A 20,427-nucleotide genomic window follows, 5' to 3' on the forward strand; every position below is an offset into this window, starting at 1 on the left:
TATAATAATGATTCTTATTTGCAACTTGAGATTGTTCGTCGAGTTTCACATTCCCTGAAACTGCACGCTAGGGTTCGAATGATTCATCAGAACGGATCGTTGGTTCGCTCTGTTTTTTCAAATTGCGGAAGCTCATCGGTAATATCGAACCACTCCGCTTTTGAGCCGACATAGATATGCCGGGCGGGTTTGGCCGCAATAGCTTCATTGATCACGCCAATGCGCAGACGAAGAATGCCTGAAATGGCATCCAGCCGGCTATACAGGTGGCTGCCACAACGGCTACAGAAGGCGCGGTATTTGCCCGGTCGAGATTCGTATTCTGTAACCTGGCCCTCACCAGCCACATACCGAAAGCGCACTTTCTGTACCGGCGCACTGGCTGAAAACGCACTGCCATGGGCGCGGCGACACTGACTGCAATGGCACAGAGAAATCGGGCCAAGGGCGCCTTCATACTCGAAACGAACATCGCCACATAAGCACCGACCTGTATACATCACATTCTCCCGAAGCAGCTGAAATAACCGCGCAGATCATACCGGCTCGGGGCGGAATTACTACCCCGAAACCCGCTCAATCCATGAGATTACAAAGCGTATTCTTTTTCCAGATACTCCACAATTTGCCGGGATTCAAACAGCTTCACGCCGGTGTTCGGATCTTCCAGATAAGGTACCTGAACCCGTCCGTGCTCCTGGAAAAAAGCGTCGCGTTTGCCGCCGCGCTGAGGCTTATACGGGCCCGGTTTGATGCGCTGAAATGCCGGGCCAAACTCGGTCCAGTGCTCTTTACCGAGATTGTGCAGGGTGTACGGCAACTCGAACTCGCACAGTTTTTCACGAACCAGCCGCGAAAACGGGCTGCCCTCAAAACTCCACAGATGCAAACTCTGCTCTGGTCGCTTGGCTCGCTCTGCGCGCATGCCCCGAAGCTCACTGCTCGCAGACCCGGCGGCTCCCCACAAAAACTGCCCTGTTTTCTCCTCGTAATAGCCCGGTACGGGACGGCCAGCGTATTGGCGGAACAGGTACTCAATAATCTGTGCCGATTCGTACATGACTTCATCGGTGTTGGGGTCTACCAATAGAGGAAACTGCTGTTTTCCGCCCAAGGTTTCGGCTTCCGCCCGGAATACCGTCCCGCCTTTGGGGCAAGGTCGTATATCCACATCCAAGTGGAGCGCTGTGAACACTTCCCGCACCTTTCGGCAGTATGGGCAGGCTTCAATGTCGTACAGCACCAACGGTTTTTCCGGCTGAACCGCCGGCTTTACAACTAAACAGCCACGCCAGGCCGAGAATGAAGAGGTTGCCAAAGATTCCAGAACATTGACCGAATGTTTTAGAGCGCGAAGCATGATGCATCCCTGATTAATGAAAATTTCCGCCATTGTCACACAATAGGTTCGCCAACCATTGGCCCAGCCGCCGGTGCGGCAGCCCACTGTAACCTACTGATTCGCAAAACCTTGCGCTACCATCGAACAAAAACCTTCAGAAACAATACACATAACCTCATTTTTTAACGTCATGTGTAATGTTTCTGCATAGTAGAAATAGCCGGGATAAGCTATGGTTACAAAAAATACTAACCACGGGTTCAGGGTATGCAGCGGCGGCATTCACAGGCTAGAACTCGCCTGAAAAGACGACTATTCACACCGAAAAGTCTGCTGACGGCAGTGGCCGTGCTCAGCACTTTCGCTTCGCCTGCCGTTGCCCAAAGTAATCACTCCACCGAGCCTACTACTAACTCGCGACTTTGGGCGTCAGAGATTCGTGCCTACGCCGAGAAATCCCTGAATAGCGACGAAGCGCTCAGTGTCGCCGCCATACCGCTCAACGGCCCGGGCATTGAACAGTATGTAAACGCTGACCAACTCATGAGCCCGGGCTCCATCATGAAGCTGGTAACCACCTACGCCGCGCTGGAACTCTTGGGGCCCACGCACCACTGGAAAACCGACTTCCTTACGGATGGTGTAATGGTGGGAGACACCCTGGAAGGCGATTTGTACGTACGGTTTGGAGGAGACCCAAAGCTCAATCTGGAGCGGCTTTGGAGCACGCTCCGCGAACTCAAGGGCATGGGCATTCGCCAAGTCACCGGGGACCTGATACTGGATGGCAGCTATTTCGAAATCGATGGTGGGCTGCCGTTCTTTCACGATAATGGCAACAACCCGCATGCGCCTTTTTTGGTGGAGCCGTCCGGCTACCTGACCAATTTCAACTTGGTTCACCTGCAGGTAAGGGCCGACGAGCGTGGCACTCAAGCTTGGGCCACTCCCAATTTAAACGAAGTGACGATTGATAACCGGATAACTGCGGTGGCCGAGGGGCCCTGCCCTTCCCGGCGCAATTTCAAGTGGCAACCGGTGTTTCACAACGACCAGAAAGTAACGGTTAGAGTCACCGGCGAATTACCACAGGGCTGCCGAGCCACAAGCTATATGTCTTTGCTTCCTCATGACCGCTACTCCGCCTCTACCCTTCGCTCTTTATTTTCCGAGCTGGGCGTCGTTATCCACGGTGGTGACCGGTTTGAAAAAACTCCCGACAACGCTCACCTGGTGATGCGGGCCACGTCACCGGATTTGGTCACCATGGTGCGCGACATTAATAAATGGAGCAGCAACGTGATGGCACGGCAATTATTGCTTACCATCGGCGCTGAACTCCGTAAAGACGATGAGCGCGACGACCGGGTCGCGGGCATCCGCGCCATCTACGAATGGCTCGAAGAAAAAGGCGTTAACACCAACGGCATGGTCATCGACAATGGCGCCGGCCTTACCCGCCACGGTCGTATTTCTGCCCGGCAAGGGGCGCAGATTCTGCTTCAGGCGTGGAACAGCCCCTACGCGTCGGACTTAATGACATCAATGCCCATCATCGCAATGGACGGCACCATGGCGCGAAGATTACGCAACACGGGTTTGCAAGGTGAAGGCCGAATCAAAACCGGCTATTTGCAGGATGTCCGCTCCATTGCCGGCTTTGCCCGGGACAATAACGATACCACCTGGGCGGTGGTTGGCATGGTCAACAACGATCCGGCCTGGAATGGCGGGGCGGTTCTTGACCGGGTACTGCATTCACTGCATTACCGTCCGCCGGTGGGACTGGCTTTATCTCAATCGGCCGACGACAACGCTAAATCGTCTGTTCAATAAGCCCCGAACCAACGCTGGGCGCTGCGCTGCGTGCACTACCCCAAGCTCAATTCTTCAGCCTGACTGACGATCTTTGGCAAACAGCCTGGCCATCGTCCAGTCTGCAAGCTTTCCTGCCATGGGTGCGATAAAGCTAACCAGCGGAAACGCAACGGCCCACGCAACAACAAAAGCCGCGCCCCAGCGATGAAAAAAACCATCAGCCAAACCGGTATTGATCAGGGTAATAATTCCGGACATCAGCAATGACATCGTGCCGGACATGTAAAAGGCAAAAACAAATTGGCGCACACGCGTTTGCTTGTAACTGGACATGCTTTCCTTCCCGGTTCTGGCGTTATAAACAACAAACCATCCGCTCAAATGACCGATGCACAAGACGGCGGCTACGTTGACCGATGAGAAGCTGCAACATGATAGTAGGCGGAAAATGTTTTGCCATACGGCTTTTTACCAAGAAGGGGCGGATGACTCTCGTCAACCGCCCCTTCTTGTCATCACCGGCCGTATTTAGATGGTCAGGTAACCACCGTCCGCATTGATGCACGCACCTGTGGTGTAGCTAGAGGCGTTCGATACCAGATACAGCACTGTACCGGCCATCTCGTCCGGATCAGCCACGCGCTTCATGGGGATGTGGGCCATGGCTTGTTTCTTGATGGCTTCGTTGGTGGTCAGGGCGCTGGCAAACTTGGTGTCCGTCAGGCCAGGCAGCAAGGCGTTAACCCGCACATTCTGCTGCCCCAGCTCCATGGCGAAAGACTTGGTCATAGAGATGACGGCAGCCTTGGTTACTGAGTAAATGCCCTGGAAATGCCCTGGATTCACGCCGTTCACAGACGCCACGTTCACGATGGAGCCGCCGCCATTTTTCTTCATCAACTGAGCACCACGGGCGCACATGAAGAAGTAACCGCGAATGTTCACGTCCACAGTTTTCTGGAAGGCACCAAGGTCAGTGTCTTCAACCGGGCCAAAGTAGGGGTTGGCCGCCGCGTTGTTCACCAGAATATCCAGCTTGCCGTGGGTCTTGGCGATGTGTTCCCAAGTGGATTCGATCTGGTCCATTTCACCAATATGACAAGCCACAGCTTCGGCACTGCCGCCAGCGTCGCGAATGCTGCTGGCAACCTTTTCGCAGTCATCCACTTTCCGGCTACTGACAATCACGTGAGCACCGTAGGTCGCCAGAGTACGGGCAATGCTTTCGCCGATGCCGCGGCTGGCGCCGGTTACCAAAGCGACTTTGCCAGTCAGATCAAACAGGTTCGCGTTGCTCATAGTTGTTCCTCAGTGTTATCGGAAGGTCACCAAAGCGGGGTTTTCCGCTTCGAGGTGGCTATAGTTGTTAAATACGGCCAGGCTGCGCCGGGCACCGGAATACAGAATTCGGGATACGCTGGTGTTGGCAATCACGCTGTTTACTTCCAGCGTTTTTCGGTCGGACAGCTCCAGCAAATTTTGAGCGATCACGGCAATCGGCCCACCCGAGGTGGAAACCACCACATCCGCGCCATCGGCTACCTCGATCAGCTGATCCAGCGCTTGGTTTACCCGCTGCTTAAAGTTTTGCCAGGTTTCGGCGTACTCGTTATCGAACTCGCCGCTCACCCAGCGTTCGACGGCCTTTTCAAAAGCCATCTGAAACGCCCGGGCCGGCTTGGGGAAACTCGCCAAATCCCGCGCCATTGCCTGCTTGTCAGCCCATTCCGGGCGCAGGCGCTCTACAACCTCGACATGATCAAACTCGTTCAAGCCTTCGAGTACCTGCATGTCTGGAAGAGTTGCGCCATAACCGGTCGCCAGTGCTTCTACGGTTTCCCGGTGACGCTTGAGATTGCCACCGAAAATGGCGCCCGGCTCCACCTTGTCCGCCAGCCAACGGCCCAGCATCTTGCCCTGCTCCCAGCCTCGTTTGGAAAGCTGATCGTAGTTTTCTTTGCCGAAGCTCGCCTGGCCGTGTCGCACCAGATAAATCGTTGCCATTACAGACGACTCTCGCTGATCAGGCGCAAACACCGCTTTTCGAGATAATTAGCGGCATGGCCAAAGGCAGCAAAACGCTTGTCTTTGGTTTGGCCGTTGTAGAAGCGGTAATAAATCTGCTGAACAATCACCGCCAACCGGAACAAGCCATAGATTTCATAGAAATCAAAGTTATCGGCCCGGAACCCGGATTTTTCCATGTAGTACTCCACCACTTCCTTACGAGTCAGCATGCCCGGCTGGTGGGTGGGCTGGCGGCGCAACATCTGGAACGGGCCTTCATCGTCGGCCTCAATCCAGTAGGCCAATGTATTGCCCAAATCCATTAGTGGGTCGCCGATAGTGGCCATCTCCCAATCCAGCACACCGATCACTTCGAACGGGTTGTCGGGGTTGAGCACCACGTTATCAAAGCGGTAATCGTTGTGGATCACCACTTGCGCAATATCGTCTGGCATTTTGTCGTTCAGCCAGCTCATGACGGCTTCGAAGTCACCCACGTCTTCGGTACGCGCCTTTCGGAAACGGTCGCTCCAACCACCAATCTGGCGCTGAACATACCCCGTACCTTTGCCCAGCGTATCCAAGCCTGCGACTTTCGCATCAACGGTGTGAAGGTCAACCAGCTTGTCGATCACGTTCAGACACAGCTTACGGGTATCCGCTTCGCTCAGCTCAAGATCACTGGGAAAATCCTGACGCAGAATGATGCCTTTCAGTCGCTCCATCACGTAGAAGTCGCAACCCAGTACACTGTGGTCATCGCAAATAGCGACGATGTTCGGCACGTACGGATAAACCGGCTTCAGCGCCTCCATCACCCGCGCTTCGCGCAACATGTCGTGGGCGGATTTGGCAATTTTGCCCAACGGCGGGCGACGAAGTACGTAGGACTGGTCGCCGTAGTCCACCTGGTAGGTCAGGTTCGACGCACCACCGGGGTACTGTTTGATGGTGGGCAGGCCTTCCAAACCGGGAATGGCCTGTTTCATGAACTGGTCAACCACCTGCACATCCAGCTCTTCGCCTTCCCGGATGTCTACGGCCTGATCAATCTGTGTCATTCATTCTCTCCTGTGATCCTCGAGCAAGCTTGGCCACTCAGGCGTTGCTTTTACTACCCATCTTGCCCATCCAACGTTTGGTTTCCTGGTGCATCAACCAGTCAAACGCTTTCGGCGCGTGGCGTTTGAGCATCCACATACGGCGCTCTTTGACGTGGGGCAGCACCCAGAAATCTTTGCCCTTCACGCTGCGGTAGATATCGTCTGCAACGTCTTCTGCGGTAATGCTGGAACGCTTCATCAGTTTGTTAACGTTCTGCTGGATACCCGGAATATCCGAGCGCATTCCGTTTGTGAGGTTGGTCTGGAAAAACGCCGGGCATACGCAGCTTACGTGTATTCCGGAATCCCGTAGTTCCTGGCTCAGGGTTTCGGACAGCGCAATCACGCCCGCTTTGGAAACGTTGTAACTGTTCATTAATGGCGCCAGCATCAGCCCGGCCATAGAGGCGATGTTCACAAACGTGCCAGACTTCTGTTCTTTGAACAGCGGCGTGAACGCCTTACAGCCCCGCACAACACCCAGTACGTTGATGTCGAGTATCCATTCCCAGTCGCCAATGGTGGTGTCTTCAATCGCCCCTGCGGAGGCTACGCCAGCATTGTTGACCACAACATCAACGCCACCCCATTTTTCCACGAGGTCGTCCCGTACTTTCTCGAAATCGCTCAGGCGGCGTACATCACACTCAACGAAGTAGCCTTCGCCACCGGCGCTGTTCAGTTCTTTCTCAACCGCGATGCCCTGCTCCGGGTTAATGTCCCCAATGCAGACCTTGGCACCTTCTTTCGCGTACCGCAATGCAATCGCCCGGCCCAAGCCACTGGCTCCGCCGGTTATGAATACCCGTTGTGTCATTCGTGTTTTTCTCCGTTTAGTTTGGAGTTCGTGTTCTTGTTGCTGAGTTATTCGCGGCTTTGGAGTATGAACTGCTGCCAGATACCGCTTCCCAAAAACCGCTACGAGCACATCCATGTGCGCTTCTCTCCGGCCATCCATGGCCTACGACATTTTTGGAAAGCTCTATCCGGCACCAGCTCCCAAACTTATCAGTAAGCTGCTCAAAAACGACTGTTGATCGAATTTTTGGTTGCTATTGCAGCACCTTTCTTCCTCTGAACCATCAAGCGGTTTCTTAGCATCTTACATAAGTCCGACAGGAGACGGCGGGGTGATGCTTCTGAAAATGTGCGTAGCCATGGATGGCGAAGCAGAAGCGTCACATGGACGTGCCGAAGGAGCGGTTTTCAGAAGCATCACCCCGCCGGCACCCAGCACCTAACCCTCAGGCTAAGGTGCCACACTCACCCAAGTTAGAACTTACTTATACTTCCGAAGCTCAAGGCGAGCCACCATCGCCCGATGAACTTCATCAGGGCCATCGGCCAATCGCAAAACCCGAGCATAGGCAAAGAGCGCAGTCAGCGGGAAGTCCTCATCGCTGACACCACCGCCACCGTGCATCTGAATCGCATCATCCACAATCTGCTGCAGCATCGCAGGCACCACCGCCTTGATCATGGAAACCTCCTGCAACGCCCCCATGATGCCCTTGGTATCCAACGCCCAGGCACACTTCAACGTAAGCAACCGCGCCTGCTCGATGTTCATGCGGGCATTAGCGATCACATCCGGGTTGCCACCGAGTTTCGCCAGTGGGCGACCGAATGCTTCACGGCTCATAGAACGCTTAACCATCAGTTCCAGAGTACGCTCAGCAGCACCGATTGCGCGCATGCAGTGGTGTACCCGGCCCGGCCCCAAGCGGCCTTGGGCAATTTCGAATCCACGGCCCGGGCCCGCAATAATCGCACTCTTCGGCAAACGGACGTTTTCGAACAATACCTGACCATGACCATAAGGCTCATCGTAGGCACCGAAAACCGGCAGCATGCGCTCAATGGTGATGCCCGGGGTGTCCATTGGTACCAACACCATAGAATGGCGGCGATGTTTGTGAGCATCAGGATCGGTGATCGCCATGAAAATGCCGACTTTGCAGTCGGGATGCCCAACGCCCGTGCTCCACCACTTGCGCCCATTGAGAACCACTTCGTCGCCCTCAACTACTGCGGTCGCTTCCATATTCGTGGCGTCAGAAGATGCAACCGCCGGTTCGGTCATAAAGAACGCTGAGCGGGCTTCACCGCTCATCAATTGAGGCAGCCATTCCGCCTTTTGCTCTTCTGAGCCGTAGTGGATCAGCACTTCCATGTTGCCAGTGTCGGGTGCGTTGCAGTTGAAAATCTCCGGCGCAATAAAGCTGCGGCCGGTTTCTTCGGCAATCAGCGCATAGTCCGAGTTCAGCAGGCCACAGCCGTGTTTTTCATCCGGGAAGAACATGTTCCACAGGCCTTGAGCTTTGGCCTTTTCTTTCAGTTCCTTGATGATCGGCAGAACCACCCAGCGGTTTTCCTGGGCAGCCAGCTCTTTATGGTATTGCTCTTCAATCGGGTAGATCTCATCACGCATGAACGCTTTCACGCGCGTCAGGTAATCTTGGCCTTTCTCGGAAATATTGAAATCCATGGTGCAGCTCCTCGCGCTTACCAGCCCCAGGTTCCGGGGCGCACTTTCGATCAGATGGCAGTCAGTCTAGAAGGCAAAGCGCTATTACGCGACTGAATTGTTCTTATCGTTTATCATTATCGTCACTTATTCTGAAAACGGATATTCATGATGGCCCTGAATCGACTCGATCTTAATTTGCTACACGTGTTCGACACGATTTACAGAGAAGGCAGCCTGACCCGCGCAGCCAAGGCACTGCACCTGACGCAGCCGGCCGTAAGCCATTCTCTGGCCCGGCTTCGGGACCACTTTGATGATCCGTTGTTTACCCGTCAGGGCAATCAAATGGTGCCCACGCCTTTGGCACGGCGTTTCCTCGAATCGATGCGGCCAGGCCTGAACCAGGTGCAAAGTGCGGTCAATCAGTTTCACGCCTTTGATCCCGCCAGCCAGCGCAAAACTTACGCACTGGGATTGAGAGACGTTTTGGAATCGACATTTCTGCCGGAACTGATGAATCGACTGGCGCCTTACCCCGACATGGAAATCTCCAGCCAGCGGGTGGCAAGGCGTGACATGGAAACTCAATTGGCGGCGGGCAAGCTGGATTTTGCGATTGATGTGTTGCTGCCGGTCAGCAACCAGACCAGTCACGAACTGCTTCGGCAAGACCAGCTTGTGGTGTTGGCCCGCAATAACCATCCCGCCCTGCAAAATGGGCTGAGCATGGCCTCTTATTTGGAGGCAAAACACGTATTGGTGTCGTCCCGGAGCGAAGGTCCCGGGCTGGAAGATTTTGCGCTGTCTCGGCAGGGCGCGCAGCGAGAAATCCGCTTGCGTTGCCAGCACTATTATGCGGCGTGTCGTGTCGTCGAAACCTCGGATTTGCTGCTCACCATGCCCGAGACGTACGCCAAGATCATTGCCGAACGCGCAGAGGTGGAGGTGATGATTCCGCCCGGTGAAATGCCCTCGATTGATGTGCACTTGTACTGGCACAAAGCTTACGAACGGGAGCCTGCGCTGGTGTGGTTCCGGGAGCTACTGCGGGATCTACAGGAAAGCTAGTAGGCTCCCACCAGCATCAAAAAGCCCATAAAGCTGGCTGCGGTGATGGCTAACGATACCGTGACTATGCCAAAGCCCCACCAGATCGCGGCACCACTGGACACGTTCACATTATGGCCTAGCAGCGTGCGATAGAACGCCCAAGGCCCCAGAACAAAAGCGCCAACCACAGCAAACACAAGGCCGATAGCAATGCCGGCGAAGGTCCAGGTGGCCAGTGCTGTGGCCCGCTCTGATATCTGGTCTTGCACACCGTGATGCTCAAGGAACCTCTTGCAGAAGAACCAGATCAAACCGAACAAGGCCGCCACAAAGACGAGCGCACCAATAAGCGTGACAATCCGATAGAGCACTTGAAGTTCCTGTTTTCGATAGGTGAATAGAAGCCTAAGCCAATCTTGAGGCCACTATAACCAGCATCTGTCACACGGCACAACAGAGCGTTGATTTCCTGGCTTCCCATAACTGGCATATAGCCGCTTCAGGGCTACACTGGGGTTGTTGAATCCGCTTACCCCACACCGTTCAGGAGGTTCGGGAATGACCCAAACCACCCGCATCGCAGTTACCCCCGGAGACGGCATTGGCCCCGAGGTTGTCGCAGCTGCTATACATTGTCTGGAAGCGTTGCGCGCCAAACACCAACTGGCACTGGAATGGACACGTTTCCCATGGCCGTCTCATGCCTGGCACGAAGAACACGGAGAAAGCTGGCCCGCCGATGCGCTGGCGCAACTCAAGGCCTACGACGCCATTCTGTTAGGCGCATTAGGCGACCCCGGCCCGATTAACGATCCTGACCGCTATTTATTATCTGACAGCGTCTCCCTTTCGCCACTTCTCGAGATGCGCAAAGGTTTTGACCAATGGGTTTGCGAACGACCAGCCCGGCTCTTACCCGGCGCACGCCAGTATCTGAAAGACGACCGTGCCAAAGACATCGACATGCTGGTGATTCGGGAAAACAGCGAAGGCGAATACGTTGGCCAGGGCGGTCGGCTACGCAAAGGAACACCCGACGAAGTCGCCACTCAGATGGAAGTGTTCACGCACCGTGCCACCGAACGCATTATCCGTTACGGTTTTGAGCAAGCCCGCAAGCGCGCTGCCGAACGCTCTCAACAAGGGCGCGCCCGAACGTTCAGAACGCTGGACGGCAACACCTGCGAAAGTCAGGTGTGCGTAATCACCAAACGCAATGCCCTGAGACACTGGGGGGATTTGTATACCGAAGTCTTCGAGGCCGTCAGCAAAGATTACCCGGATGTCGCAACCCATCACGAACTGGTGGACGCAGCCTGCATGAAATTCGTTCAGTGCCCTTGGGCATTCGACGTGGTGGTTGCCAGCAACTTGCAGGGCGACATTCTGACTGACCTGGCCGCCGTGCTGTCGGGGGGCATGGGCGTTGCGCCGTCCTGCAACCTGAACCCGACAGACACACACCTGCCATCCATGTTCGAACCGACTCACGGCAGCGCCCCCGACATTGCCGGCAAGGGCATTGCCGACCCCACCGCGATGCTGTTCACCACAGCGCGCATGCTGGAATGGCTGGGGCAAAAAGACTCGGCACTCGCCGTCGCAGGTAAGGAACTGTTCGACGCCGTAGCGGCCGACCTTGCCGAAAAAGGCTCCGAACAACGCGACACTCAGGAAATCAAAGACGCCATTTGTAAACGTCTAACCTCGTGACTAGGCTGCTAGTGAGTTTCCAAATTCATTCCGGGAGGTAATCAATGACCGACCATAAGGGCAAGCTGTCCCCTTTGCTGAAACAAGCCACAGGTGTCACTGCCGCCAAAGGCGAAGGTGCTTATATTATTGACCCGGAAGGCCGACGCTATCTGGATTTCACATCCGGTATCGGGGTAACCAGTACCGGGCATTGCCACCCGAAAGTGGTGGAGGCTGCCCAGAAACAAGTGGCCACTATGGTTCACGCCCAGGCAACAACGGTCATGAATCCTCGATTACCAGAGCTTGCCGAAAAACTGGGCGAACTGACACCCGACCCTTTGAATGCTTTTTTCTTTTCCAATGCCGGTACCGAGGCTGTCGAGGGGGCTATTCGCTTGGTGCGCCAGGCTACAGAACGGCCAAACATCATCGTATTCCACGGTGGTTTTCATGGCCGCACCATGGGCTCGCTTTCACTCACCACATCGAGCGTCGGCTTGCGAGCCGGTGTCAGCCCGATGATGAGCGGCGTTGTTGTTGCTCCCTTCCCGCACGCGTTCCACTACGGCTGGAGCGAAGAGGAAGCCACTGATTTTTGTTTGCGTGAGCTGGACCGAATTTTTGTTACTTATTCAGCGCCCAAAGAAACGGCCGCCATGTTCATTGAACCCGTTCAGGGCGAAGGCGGTTACGTTCCGGCGAACACCCGGTTCATGCAAGGACTGAGAGAACGCTGCGACAAACACGGCATTTTGCTGGTGTTTGATGAAGTGCAGGCCGGCTTCGGCCGCAGCGGCAAGTTCTGGGCTCACGATCACTTCGGGGTCACGCCCGATGCCATCCTGATCGCCAAAGGCCTAGCCAGCGGCTTCCCTATCTCCGCGCTGGCCGCATCAGAAGAAACCATGGCCAAAGGCTGGCCTGGCTCTCAAGGCGGCACCTACGGCGGCAACACGGTTTCAGCGGCAGCCGCCATCGCCACCATTGATGTGATCAAAGAGGAAGGCCTTGTCGATAACGCGGAGCGCATGGGTAAGCGCCTGCGCAGCAATCTGGAATCGCTAAAGAAAGATTACCCGGACATGGCGGACATTCGAGGCATGGGCCTGATGCTGGGTGTGGAAATGCGCCGCGGCGATGCCCCGGACGGTGAGCGTGCCGGCAACCTTCTCAAAGAGTGCGAGAAACGCGGTTTGCTGATGTTACGCTGCGGTCCCTATCAGGAAATCGTGCGCTGGCTCCCACCACTAATCGTCAATCAGGAGCAGATCGACGAAGCCACTCGTATCTTTGAAGAGGCGTTGAAAGCAACGGCGTGATCAGGCTGTCCAAACAGAAAAGGTCCGGATGACACTCGTTCATCCGGACCTTTTTCTTATGGTGTTGTTGTCAACGCGGAGTTTTACTCCGCCATAACCAGTTCCAATCGACCGCGGGCAACCCGAATATCCATTGGCACCACACCTAACAAGCGCTGGGCGGTGCTTGTCTCATCCAACCGGTACACTGGCATGGTTTCCAGCATCTGGGCCACCACCCTCATGACAGAGTCTGTCACTGGCCCCAGGTCCCCTTTGAAGAACGGCGAGTCAATGGAGCTTTCCAAAAGCTGCAAGCGGCGTATGTACACCGCTTTCTCTTGGCTGTCATAAACCGGTGCGCCCTCTACTTTAAGGGCAAGATCTACCGGCAGCTTGGCCAAAAGTGCATTCAGGGCAACCTGCCCCTTCAAATCAATAATCGCGACATCGCGGCCATCGGGGCCCAGAGTAATGTCCGCATCCGTCAAACTAAGACTAAGCGGAGAGCCGCTTTGAAGCTGTTCGCGATCGTATTTAGCCACCGCATTCTTCAAGTGCTGTTCCACTTCACCTTCGGTAATGGAGTACGGGGAAAAACTGGCACATCCGCTTGCCAGAACGACGGCAAACATCAGCGTTAAACGCACAATCGGTTTCAGCATGTCTTTCATTAGTCAGTCTCCTCGGAAGACTCCTATAGTGCGGGATCTCCCGGGAGCTGACAACTTACAGTCCTGTATCAGAATTTCTGTTTCGCCATCCAGGGAATAATGCGGTCGAAGGCTTCATTCATCCGCTCGCACGTGAGCGAGAAACTGAACCTCAGCGCATTGGTGCAATGGTCACCGAAGGCATCCCCCGGCACCACGCAGACGCCGGTTTCTTTCAGCATCCGCAACGCCACATCGGAGCCGTCCACATGGGGCGGCAAATTGGGGAAGGCATAGAAGGCACCCCCCGGCTTGTATCCGGTCAGGTGCGGCGTGCGATCGATCAATTTAACGATATTATCCCGGCGCTCGCGATAAATGCTCACCATATCCTGAACGCAATGCTGCTCCGCTGTCAGCGCTGCAACTCCAGCAAACTGAGCCGGAGTGTTGGCGACCGACGTCGTAAACATATGGTAACGCCGTAACGATTTTATGGCCGCCTGACTTGAGATAACCCAACCCACTCGCAAACCCGCCATACTGTAGGTTTTCGAGAAGCTGCTGATGCACATGATGTTGTCGAGATCGACCGCGCAACTGAGCACGCTGGCAAAATCGTCGTCATCAAACAGCATATGGTCATAGACTTCATCGGCGTAAACCTGAATGCCCCGGTACGCACACTCCTCCAGAATGGTCTCTACCGTACTGCGCGGATAAACCGCCCCGGTGGGGTTGTTCGGGTTATTCAGCACCAGCGCAAAGGTGCGGGAACCCATGGCCTTGATGACATCATCGGGATCAAGCTGGTGATTGTTTTCTGCGTATGTGGGGATGTACTTCACTTCACCGCCCGTCATCCGAATCAGCGGCGCATATAGCAGGAACGAAGGATCTGTCACCAGGAACTGCCGGCCCGGTGCTGACGTTGCCGAGATGGCCAAATACAAAGCCTCGGTCGCACCGCTGGTAATCAGGATGTTGTCCCGGGTGAGCTTGCGGTTATACCGCTTACCGTAATAATCGCGCAGCGCAACCAGAAGTTCAGGCAGCCCGGCATCCATGGTGTAGCCGGTTTGCCCGGCGTTTAGCGCATCTACATATGCCTCTATAATGTGCGGCGGTGTGGGTTGGTCCGGCTGCCCAATGGAAAGATGGATGACATCTTTCATGGTGGAGGCCATATTCACCAGTTTACGAATACCGGATACAGGAATGGCCTGCATTGCGGGATTCCAGCTGGCCTTCGCTTTCCGGTACTTCATCTTGCGAGACGCAGCTGGGCCTACACCCTTGTTCAACGGTTCCGTCATGTCCACCTCCTTGCACGTCGGGGAATAAAGGCTTACCTCGAGCGTAGCACGAAGCCCCGGGTCTACAAGTACAGCGATGGATTTGACCAAGTCCTTGCTGGCAACCAGACTGTGTAATCATAAATGAACAGACTGCCAACCCCTTTTGGAGCTGATATGACAAAGTCCCGAAAACCGGTTGTGACCGTGCTCACCGCCCCGGATGATCCCACGCCGCCGGGCATTGAGCCTCTTAAAGATCAGGCCGAAGTACGTTTCGCCTGCGATGAACAATCTCTGAGAGAAACCCTGCCCGGCACCGACGTGATGATGGTGACAGACTTCCGTACCGAAGCACTGGAAGCCGCCTGGCCTTCGGCCGATCGTCTGCAGTGGATTCACGCTACCAGCGCCGGTGTCGATGCGCTCATGTTCCCTGCCCTTATCGACAGTGAGGTTACGGTGACCAACGCTCGCGGCATTTTCGACCGCACCATCGCCGAGTACGTGCTGTGCACCATTTTAATGTTTGCCAAAGACTTTCCCGAATCGCTCAGGCTTCAAGCTAAGCGCCAATGGAAACACCGCGATACCGAGCGCGCCGAAGGCAAACAAGTATTGGTGGTGGGTGCCGGCTCCATCGGCCGTCAAATCGGCCGTTTGGTCAGAGCGATTGGCATGCACCCCCACGGAATTGCCAGAACGGCTCGGGAATCCGACCCGGATTTCGATGCGGTACACAGCAACGATGCGCTTTATGAACAACTTGAACAGGCAGACTTTGTGGTGATTGCCGCCCCGCTGACTCCGCAGACCGAAGGGCTGTTTGACGCCAAAGCGTTTGCCTCCATGAAACCATCAGCTCGTCTGATCAATATCGGTCGTGGGCCGATCGTGAATACCAAGGCCCTGATCAAAGCATTGGATAATGGAGAAATTGCCGGAGCGGCACTGGATGTTTTCGAAGAAGAGCCACTACCGGAAGATCATCCGCTCTGGGCTCGGGAAAATGTCATTATGACCGCGCATATGGCGGGCGATTTCATTGGCTGGAATCAGGCGCTGACCGAGCAGTTTCTCGACAATTTCAAGCGATGGTCACAGGGCGGGGAACTATTCAATCTGGTGAACAAAAAACTGGGTTACGCAGGCTAAACAAAACGGGAGCCCGCGGGCTCCCGTTTCTTATCCATTTTTCAACAACCCGCTATCAACCGCCAGAGAGCGACTGCTCCGAAGGATCAATTTCCATTTGCTGGATGGCAATAACCGCTTGGGTGCGGTTACGCACACCCAGTTTACGAAATACGGCTGTAATGTGAGCTTTAATGGTGGCTTCTGACACATCCAGATCGTAGGCAATCTGCTTGTTCAGCAGCCCTTCCGCCAACATACCCAACACCCGGAACTGCTGGGGTGTCAGGGACGCCAAACGCTCCGAAAAATCCGTAGGCTCGGATTGCATGCGTTCAATCTTATCGGCCACGCCCTCCGGCAACCATACGTCACCTTCAAGAACCGCCTGGATACCTTCGGTGATGGTCGGCAGAGGCGCGCTTTTCGGGATAAAACCAGATGCTCCGTAGTCCACTGAACGGCGCATAACCTGCAAGTCTTCAGAGCCAGACACAACCACCACGGGCAATCCCGGATACTGACCACGCATGAACACCAGCCCCGAATAGCCATGAGCGCCCGGCATATTCAGGTCCAGCAAGATCAGGTCAGCATCGGGGTTGGCCTCTACCGCCGCCTGTAATGCCTTGATGCTGTCCACTTCGACTGTGTTTGCATCTGGCACCGCTTGGTTGACCGCTTGTTTCAAGGCTGCTCGAAACAAAGGGTGGTCATCAGCGACGATAATTGTTTGTGTCATTCCACACATTCCTCACAGGTTATAGGCTGGCAGATACGGCCGATTAATTCGACGCCCGGCTGCCAATCAGTTCATCCACTACGCTTGGATCGGCCAGCGTGGAGGTGTCCCCCAGCTGGTCATGTTCATTGGCTGCAATCTTACGCAATATTCGGCGCATAATCTTGCCGGATCGCGTTTTCGGAAGCCCGGGGGCCCACTGGATCACATCCGGGGACGCAATCGGCCCGATTTCCTTACGCACCCACTGAACCAGTTCTTTCTTCAGCTCATCCGACGGCTCTTCACCCTGTATCAGGGTAACGTACACGTAGATGCCCTGTCCTTTAATTTCATGGGGGTAGCCCACGACTGCAGCTTCGGCCACTTTATCATGGGCGACCAGCGCACTTTCAACCTCGGCGGTACCCAGGCGGTGGCCGGAGACGTTCAGAACGTCATCAACCCGACCCGTGATCCAGTAATCGCCATCCTCGTCCCGGCGCGCACCGTCACCGGTGAAGTACATCCCTTTATAGGTGCTGAAATAGGTCTGGATGAATCGCTCATGGTCACCAAAAATGGTGCGCATCTGTCCGGGCCAGCTATCCAGAATCACCAGGTTACCCTCGGCGGCCCCTTCCAACAGATTACCGTCATTATCGACCAAAGCAGGCTGAACACCGAAGAAAGGCCGCGTGGCTGAACCCGGTTTCAAGTCAACCGCGCCCGGCAGTGGCGCGATGAGAATGCCGCCGGTTTCCGTTTGCCACCAGGTGTCCACAATCGGGCACTTACTGTTGCCAATAACCCGGTGGTACCACTCCCACGCCTCAGGGTTAATTGGCTCACCTACCGAGCCCAGCACACGTAAGCTGTCGCGGGTTGTACCATCCATGCACGATGCGCCTTCGGCCATCAGTGCACGAATCGCGGTAGGTGCCGTATATAGAATATTAACTTTATGCTTATCGACGACCTGCCCCATCCGTGAACTGTCTGGATAGTTAGGCACACCTTCAAACAGCAGGGTAATCGCACCGTTTGCCAGGGGGCCGTACAGGATATAGCTGTGGCCGGTAACCCAACCAAAGTCCGCCGTACACCAATAAACATCGCCATCATGATAATCAAATACATACTGATGGGTCATGGAGGCATACACCATGTACCCACCAGTGGTGTGCAGCACGCCTTTCGGGGCACCGGTAGAGCCGGAGGTATACAGCATGAACAACGGATCTTCCGCATTCATGGGTTCAGGCTCGCACTCGCTCGACGCTTTGGCCATCAAGTCTTCGTAACGAACATCTCGCCCTTCGGTCCAGGGCACCTGGTCGTTACCTGTGCGAGTCACCACGATAACTCGCTCTACCTTGGCTTCGCTTTCGTGATTCAGCGCCGCATCAACGTTCTTTTTCAGCGGAATGGCACGACCACCACGCAAACCTTCATCGGCGGTCACAACAAAACGGGATTTACCATTAACCACACGGGCAGCAACCGCCTCGGGGGAGAAACCACCAAACACCACAGAATGGATCGCACCAATACGGGCACAAGCCAGCATCGCAACGGCCGTTTCCACGATCATTGGCATGTAGATAGTAACAACATCGCCTTTCTTAACGCCCTGATCTTTCAGCACGTTGGCAAATTTACATACTTCTTCGTGCAGCTCCCGGTAGGTCACATTGCGTGAAACCGAAGGATCGTCGCCTTCAAAAATAATTGCCGTCTGGTCGCCGCGGTCGGCAAGGTGGCGATCGAGACAGTTAGCCGAGGCGTTCAAAACGCCATCTTCGAACCATTTTATAGAAAGGTTATTGTAATCGTAGGTGCTGTTTTTCACCTTGGTGAACGGTTTGATCCAGTCAATACGCTTACCGTGTTCGCCCCAGAATTCGTCCGGGTTTTCAACAGACTGGCGATACATTTGCTCGTATTGCTCGGCCGTCACCAAAGCGTTTTTCGCGATATCGGGTTGAACCGGATACACCTTTTTATCTGTCATCGTCTTCCCCTTGCTGAGAGTTTTTATCGTTATCAAATGTCGTTTCAAGGCGGGTGGAACGCTGTGCCGCATTCAAAAAATGTAGATGCACGTAGTTCACCATGCGAATCACCACACATTGAATTAGACGAACGTCCAAAATAAATTAGACGATCGTCCTGCGTACGAATAGCGGGGGAAGCAACATTCGAGTAACACTCGAATGTTCTAGGGCGCTCACGCTGCGCGTTTGGTCTGCTGTTTCGATTTCACCCGCCGGGCCTTTCGCGGCTTCAGTGCGTATCGATTGAGCCCGGCCAAATGAATTTTCCGCAGGTAGGTTTGCCAGTCCACCGCACGGGCGTCGACCGGGAACAGGCCCTGGTCCACAGCACCGGAACGCTCAGCCAACGCAAGTAATTTATCATTGCAGAAAATATAGTTTGGTGCGGTGTAAAATCCGAAGATCGTCGCCAGCGATTGGGTAGTCTCCAGATTTCTCAACCACTTCAGATCGGCCCGGCTGCCCAAACGTTTGAGCACCCCGTTGGTCAAACTCAGGGGCAAGCGTACACCGCTCACCACCAGCCCGAACAAAGTTCGATTGACTGCCAGAAACGGTTTGGAGGGTTTTCGGTAGAAGAGATGATCGTAAGCGGCATAATTCGCTTTCGCCTCGGCAAGCAGATGGTCAATGAACTCGCCAATGGTAACCGGGTTGGAGCTGCCGCTGCAGCATTGGTAAATCCTTTGGGCGCCCGGCTCGGCCAGGGCTTCGGCCAGAGCAAGAATGATGGAGTTAGCCACCAGATCCACGGGAATGACATCAATGACACCTGAACGGTTGCCCGGGAACAGCGACACTTTCTCGCGGGCATACGCAAGAATAATTGCATCAGCAACCTTCACCCCTTCTATCCAGCCGGCAGCCGGCTCTTCAAGCGCGCTTTCGATAATAGAAGGCCGGACAATGGTCAGGCTTCGCCCCTTGAGAGCCTTAAGCAACAGCTGCTCACCCATCCACTTGGTAAAAGTATAAGTATCACTCCAGCCATAGCGGCGCGCTTCCCGAAGCCCTAACTCAACCAGGCGTTTCTCCAGCGCCTTACCCTTGAAACGGCTTCGCTCATCAGCAATTTTGCTTTGGAGGGTCGCTATCAAATCCTCAACTTCGTAATAGCCATGTTCAGACCGAGGTATCGGCTTTTTAGCCGGCTTGATGATGGATTCGCTAACCTGCCCGCTATTCATACCGTTTACATAACAGGTCGACACCTGTAATACCGCAAGCTGCGAATTCAATCGCGCCAACTCGGCGATATTGTCCAGACACAGCGTGTTGATCGTCAGCGCCTGATCCAGCGCTTCCTGGAAATTCACACTGGCCGCAGAGTTGATGACCGCATCCAGATCGTCTGCCAGCTTCTGAAATGCCTGCTGCCCGATTCCAAATGCAGACTCGGTGACTTCCCCGGTAATGCAATGAACCTTATCGGAAAGGAACGACTCGAAAGCCTCCGCATCCTGTTCGCGCAGACGGTCAAATACCGACGAAGTCGCAATCTCTGCCAGAAAGCGGCTGCGAGCATCCGCGTGTTTCCGGTTCGCTCGAATCAACAGATACACGCCACCAATCTCGGGTACAGTCCGGATGAGCTTTTCCAGAACCACTTTGCCTAGAAAACCCGAGGTGCCTGTAATCAGCACCCGCTTCCCTTTCAGCTGTCTCAACACCTTAGACGTCGCTATATCTGCCGCAGCCTGCTCGTTCGTCATTTTCTTCACTCCTTGTCTCCAACCGGTTACCGGGTCAAGCATCCCGGATACCGGGCCATGCTTTGCTTT

General features: G+C 54.8%; 19 protein-coding genes. 5 read left to right on the plus strand and 14 right to left on the minus strand.

Going from position 1 to position 20,427, the window contains the following annotated elements; all coding sequences use genetic code 11:
- Window positions 1-86: 86 nt before the first annotated feature.
- Both MWU64_RS06755 and MWU64_RS06760 read right to left on the minus strand, forming a co-directional pair.
- Window positions 87-500: a GFA family protein gene (locus MWU64_RS06755; protein ID WP_247062800.1), complete on the minus strand. Its 414-nt coding sequence runs from the start codon at window positions 498-500 to the stop codon at window positions 87-89.
- 89 nt (window positions 501-589) lie between these two features.
- Window positions 590-1,360 carry a glutathione S-transferase N-terminal domain-containing protein gene (locus MWU64_RS06760; RefSeq protein ID WP_199008204.1) on the minus strand — a complete coding sequence of 257 codons (771 nt, stop codon included), beginning with the start codon at window positions 1,358-1,360 and terminating at the stop codon, window positions 590-592.
- Between the two features lie 249 nt (window positions 1,361-1,609).
- Here MWU64_RS06760 and dacB point away from each other — a divergent pair, with 249 nt between their 5' ends.
- On the plus strand, window positions 1,610-3,178 hold the full coding sequence (gene dacB / locus MWU64_RS06765; protein ID WP_247062801.1) for a D-alanyl-D-alanine carboxypeptidase/D-alanyl-D-alanine-endopeptidase: 1,569 nt from the start codon (window positions 1,610-1,612) through the stop codon (window positions 3,176-3,178).
- Window positions 3,179-3,232: 54 nt separating this feature from the next.
- Here dacB and MWU64_RS06770 read toward each other — a convergent pair whose 3' ends face one another.
- The 6 genes from MWU64_RS06770 to MWU64_RS06795 form a co-directional block, all read right to left on the minus strand.
- On the minus strand, window positions 3,233-3,493 hold the full coding sequence (locus tag MWU64_RS06770) for a DUF2798 domain-containing protein (protein WP_247062803.1): 261 nt from the start codon (window positions 3,491-3,493) through the stop codon (window positions 3,233-3,235).
- A 195-nt stretch (window positions 3,494-3,688) separates the two neighbouring features.
- Window positions 3,689-4,459 carry an SDR family oxidoreductase gene (locus MWU64_RS06775; protein ID WP_247062805.1) on the minus strand — a complete coding sequence of 257 codons (771 nt, stop codon included), beginning with the start codon at window positions 4,457-4,459 and terminating at the stop codon, window positions 3,689-3,691.
- Between the two features lie 15 nt (window positions 4,460-4,474).
- A complete protein-coding gene (locus MWU64_RS06780; protein WP_247062807.1) occupies window positions 4,475-5,164 on the minus strand; it encodes a histidine phosphatase family protein in 690 nt (229 codons plus the stop codon).
- Window positions 5,164-6,228: a phosphotransferase family protein gene (locus MWU64_RS06785; RefSeq protein ID WP_247062809.1), complete on the minus strand. Its 1,065-nt coding sequence runs from the start codon at window positions 6,226-6,228 to the stop codon at window positions 5,164-5,166. The genes MWU64_RS06780 and MWU64_RS06785 overlap by 1 nt, the downstream gene beginning before the upstream one ends.
- Window positions 6,229-6,265: 37 nt before the next feature.
- On the minus strand, window positions 6,266-7,087 hold the full coding sequence (locus MWU64_RS06790; RefSeq protein WP_247062811.1) for an SDR family oxidoreductase: 822 nt from the start codon (window positions 7,085-7,087) through the stop codon (window positions 6,266-6,268).
- Between the two features lie 462 nt (window positions 7,088-7,549).
- Window positions 7,550-8,758 (minus strand): acyl-CoA dehydrogenase family protein, encoded by a 1,209-nt coding sequence (locus tag MWU64_RS06795; protein WP_247062814.1) that lies wholly within the window; start codon window positions 8,756-8,758, stop codon window positions 7,550-7,552.
- A gap of 150 nt (window positions 8,759-8,908) precedes the next feature.
- Between MWU64_RS06795 and MWU64_RS06800 the strand changes: the two genes are divergently transcribed.
- On the plus strand, window positions 8,909-9,808 hold the full coding sequence (locus MWU64_RS06800; protein WP_247062815.1) for a LysR family transcriptional regulator: 900 nt from the start codon (window positions 8,909-8,911) through the stop codon (window positions 9,806-9,808).
- On the opposite strand, the gene MWU64_RS06805 is transcribed toward MWU64_RS06800, so the two are convergent.
- Window positions 9,805-10,161 (minus strand): hypothetical protein, encoded by a 357-nt coding sequence (locus tag MWU64_RS06805; protein WP_247062816.1) that lies wholly within the window; start codon window positions 10,159-10,161, stop codon window positions 9,805-9,807. The genes MWU64_RS06800 and MWU64_RS06805 overlap by 4 nt on opposite strands.
- Before the next feature lie 187 nt (window positions 10,162-10,348).
- Between MWU64_RS06805 and MWU64_RS06810 the strand changes: the two genes are divergently transcribed.
- Together MWU64_RS06810 and MWU64_RS06815 are read left to right on the plus strand one after the other, a co-directional pair.
- Window positions 10,349-11,503 (plus strand): isocitrate/isopropylmalate dehydrogenase family protein, encoded by a 1,155-nt coding sequence (locus MWU64_RS06810; RefSeq protein ID WP_247062817.1) that lies wholly within the window; start codon window positions 10,349-10,351, stop codon window positions 11,501-11,503.
- 44 nt (window positions 11,504-11,547) lie between these two features.
- Window positions 11,548-12,807 (plus strand): aminotransferase class III-fold pyridoxal phosphate-dependent enzyme, encoded by a 1,260-nt coding sequence (locus MWU64_RS06815; protein ID WP_247062818.1) that lies wholly within the window; start codon window positions 11,548-11,550, stop codon window positions 12,805-12,807.
- An 83-nt stretch (window positions 12,808-12,890) separates the two neighbouring features.
- On the opposite strand, the gene MWU64_RS06820 is transcribed toward MWU64_RS06815, so the two are convergent.
- Entirely contained in the window at window positions 12,891-13,451 is a 561-nt protein-coding gene (locus MWU64_RS06820; RefSeq protein ID WP_247063224.1) for a DUF1439 domain-containing protein, read from the minus strand.
- Between the two features lie 77 nt (window positions 13,452-13,528).
- Complete coding sequence (locus MWU64_RS06825) at window positions 13,529-14,755, minus strand: pyridoxal phosphate-dependent aminotransferase (RefSeq protein ID WP_247062819.1); 1,227 nt, start codon at window positions 14,753-14,755, stop codon at window positions 13,529-13,531.
- A gap of 156 nt (window positions 14,756-14,911) precedes the next feature.
- On the opposite strand from MWU64_RS06825, the gene MWU64_RS06830 reads away from it, so the two are divergent.
- A complete protein-coding gene (locus MWU64_RS06830; RefSeq protein ID WP_247062820.1) occupies window positions 14,912-15,889 on the plus strand; it encodes a D-2-hydroxyacid dehydrogenase in 978 nt (325 codons plus the stop codon).
- 55 nt (window positions 15,890-15,944) lie between these two features.
- Here MWU64_RS06830 and MWU64_RS06835 read toward each other — a convergent pair whose 3' ends face one another.
- From MWU64_RS06835 to MWU64_RS06845, 3 genes are all read right to left on the minus strand, one after another.
- Complete coding sequence (locus MWU64_RS06835; protein ID WP_247062822.1) at window positions 15,945-16,610, minus strand: response regulator transcription factor; 666 nt, start codon at window positions 16,608-16,610, stop codon at window positions 15,945-15,947.
- Window positions 16,611-16,653: 43 nt separating this feature from the next.
- On the minus strand, window positions 16,654-18,603 hold the full coding sequence (gene acs, locus MWU64_RS06840; protein WP_247062824.1) for an acetate--CoA ligase: 1,950 nt from the start codon (window positions 18,601-18,603) through the stop codon (window positions 16,654-16,656).
- A 216-nt stretch (window positions 18,604-18,819) separates the two neighbouring features.
- The gene (locus tag MWU64_RS06845) at window positions 18,820-20,358 is read right to left on the minus strand and encodes a fatty acyl-CoA reductase (protein WP_247062826.1); all 1,539 of its coding nucleotides are present in this window, start codon (window positions 20,356-20,358) and stop codon (window positions 18,820-18,822) included.
- Window positions 20,359-20,427: the final 69 nt, after the last annotated feature.

The organism is Marinobacter sp. S0848L, from assembly GCF_023016065.1.
Classification (GTDB): domain Bacteria; phylum Pseudomonadota; class Gammaproteobacteria; order Pseudomonadales; family Oleiphilaceae; genus Marinobacter.

Coding starts and splice junctions, on each gene's coding strand:
- MWU64_RS06755 (WP_247062800.1), bottom strand. CDS start 500: ATGTATACAGGTCGGTGCTTATGTGGCGATGTTCGTTTCGAGTATGAA.
- MWU64_RS06760 (WP_199008204.1), bottom strand. CDS start 1,360: ATGCTTCGCGCTCTAAAACATTCGGTCAATGTTCTGGAATCTTTGGCA.
- dacB (WP_247062801.1), top strand. CDS start 1,610: ATGCAGCGGCGGCATTCACAGGCTAGAACTCGCCTGAAAAGACGACTA.
- MWU64_RS06770 (WP_247062803.1), bottom strand. CDS start 3,493: ATGTCCAGTTACAAGCAAACGCGTGTGCGCCAATTTGTTTTTGCCTTT.
- MWU64_RS06775 (WP_247062805.1), bottom strand. CDS start 4,459: ATGAGCAACGCGAACCTGTTTGATCTGACTGGCAAAGTCGCTTTGGTA.
- MWU64_RS06780 (WP_247062807.1), bottom strand. CDS start 5,164: ATGGCAACGATTTATCTGGTGCGACACGGCCAGGCGAGCTTCGGCAAA.
- MWU64_RS06785 (WP_247062809.1), bottom strand. CDS start 6,228: ATGACACAGATTGATCAGGCCGTAGACATCCGGGAAGGCGAAGAGCTG.
- MWU64_RS06790 (WP_247062811.1), bottom strand. CDS start 7,087: ATGACACAACGGGTATTCATAACCGGCGGAGCCAGTGGCTTGGGCCGG.
- MWU64_RS06795 (WP_247062814.1), bottom strand. CDS start 8,758: ATGGATTTCAATATTTCCGAGAAAGGCCAAGATTACCTGACGCGCGTG.
- MWU64_RS06800 (WP_247062815.1), top strand. CDS start 8,909: ATGGCCCTGAATCGACTCGATCTTAATTTGCTACACGTGTTCGACACG.
- MWU64_RS06810 (WP_247062817.1), top strand. CDS start 10,349: ATGACCCAAACCACCCGCATCGCAGTTACCCCCGGAGACGGCATTGGC.
- MWU64_RS06815 (WP_247062818.1), top strand. CDS start 11,548: ATGACCGACCATAAGGGCAAGCTGTCCCCTTTGCTGAAACAAGCCACA.
- MWU64_RS06820 (WP_247063224.1), bottom strand. CDS start 13,451: ATGCTGAAACCGATTGTGCGTTTAACGCTGATGTTTGCCGTCGTTCTG.
- MWU64_RS06825 (WP_247062819.1), bottom strand. CDS start 14,755: ATGACGGAACCGTTGAACAAGGGTGTAGGCCCAGCTGCGTCTCGCAAG.
- MWU64_RS06830 (WP_247062820.1), top strand. CDS start 14,912: ATGACAAAGTCCCGAAAACCGGTTGTGACCGTGCTCACCGCCCCGGAT.
- MWU64_RS06835 (WP_247062822.1), bottom strand. CDS start 16,610: ATGACACAAACAATTATCGTCGCTGATGACCACCCTTTGTTTCGAGCA.
- acs (WP_247062824.1), bottom strand. CDS start 18,603: ATGACAGATAAAAAGGTGTATCCGGTTCAACCCGATATCGCGAAAAAC.
- MWU64_RS06845 (WP_247062826.1), bottom strand. CDS start 20,358: ATGACGAACGAGCAGGCTGCGGCAGATATAGCGACGTCTAAGGTGTTG.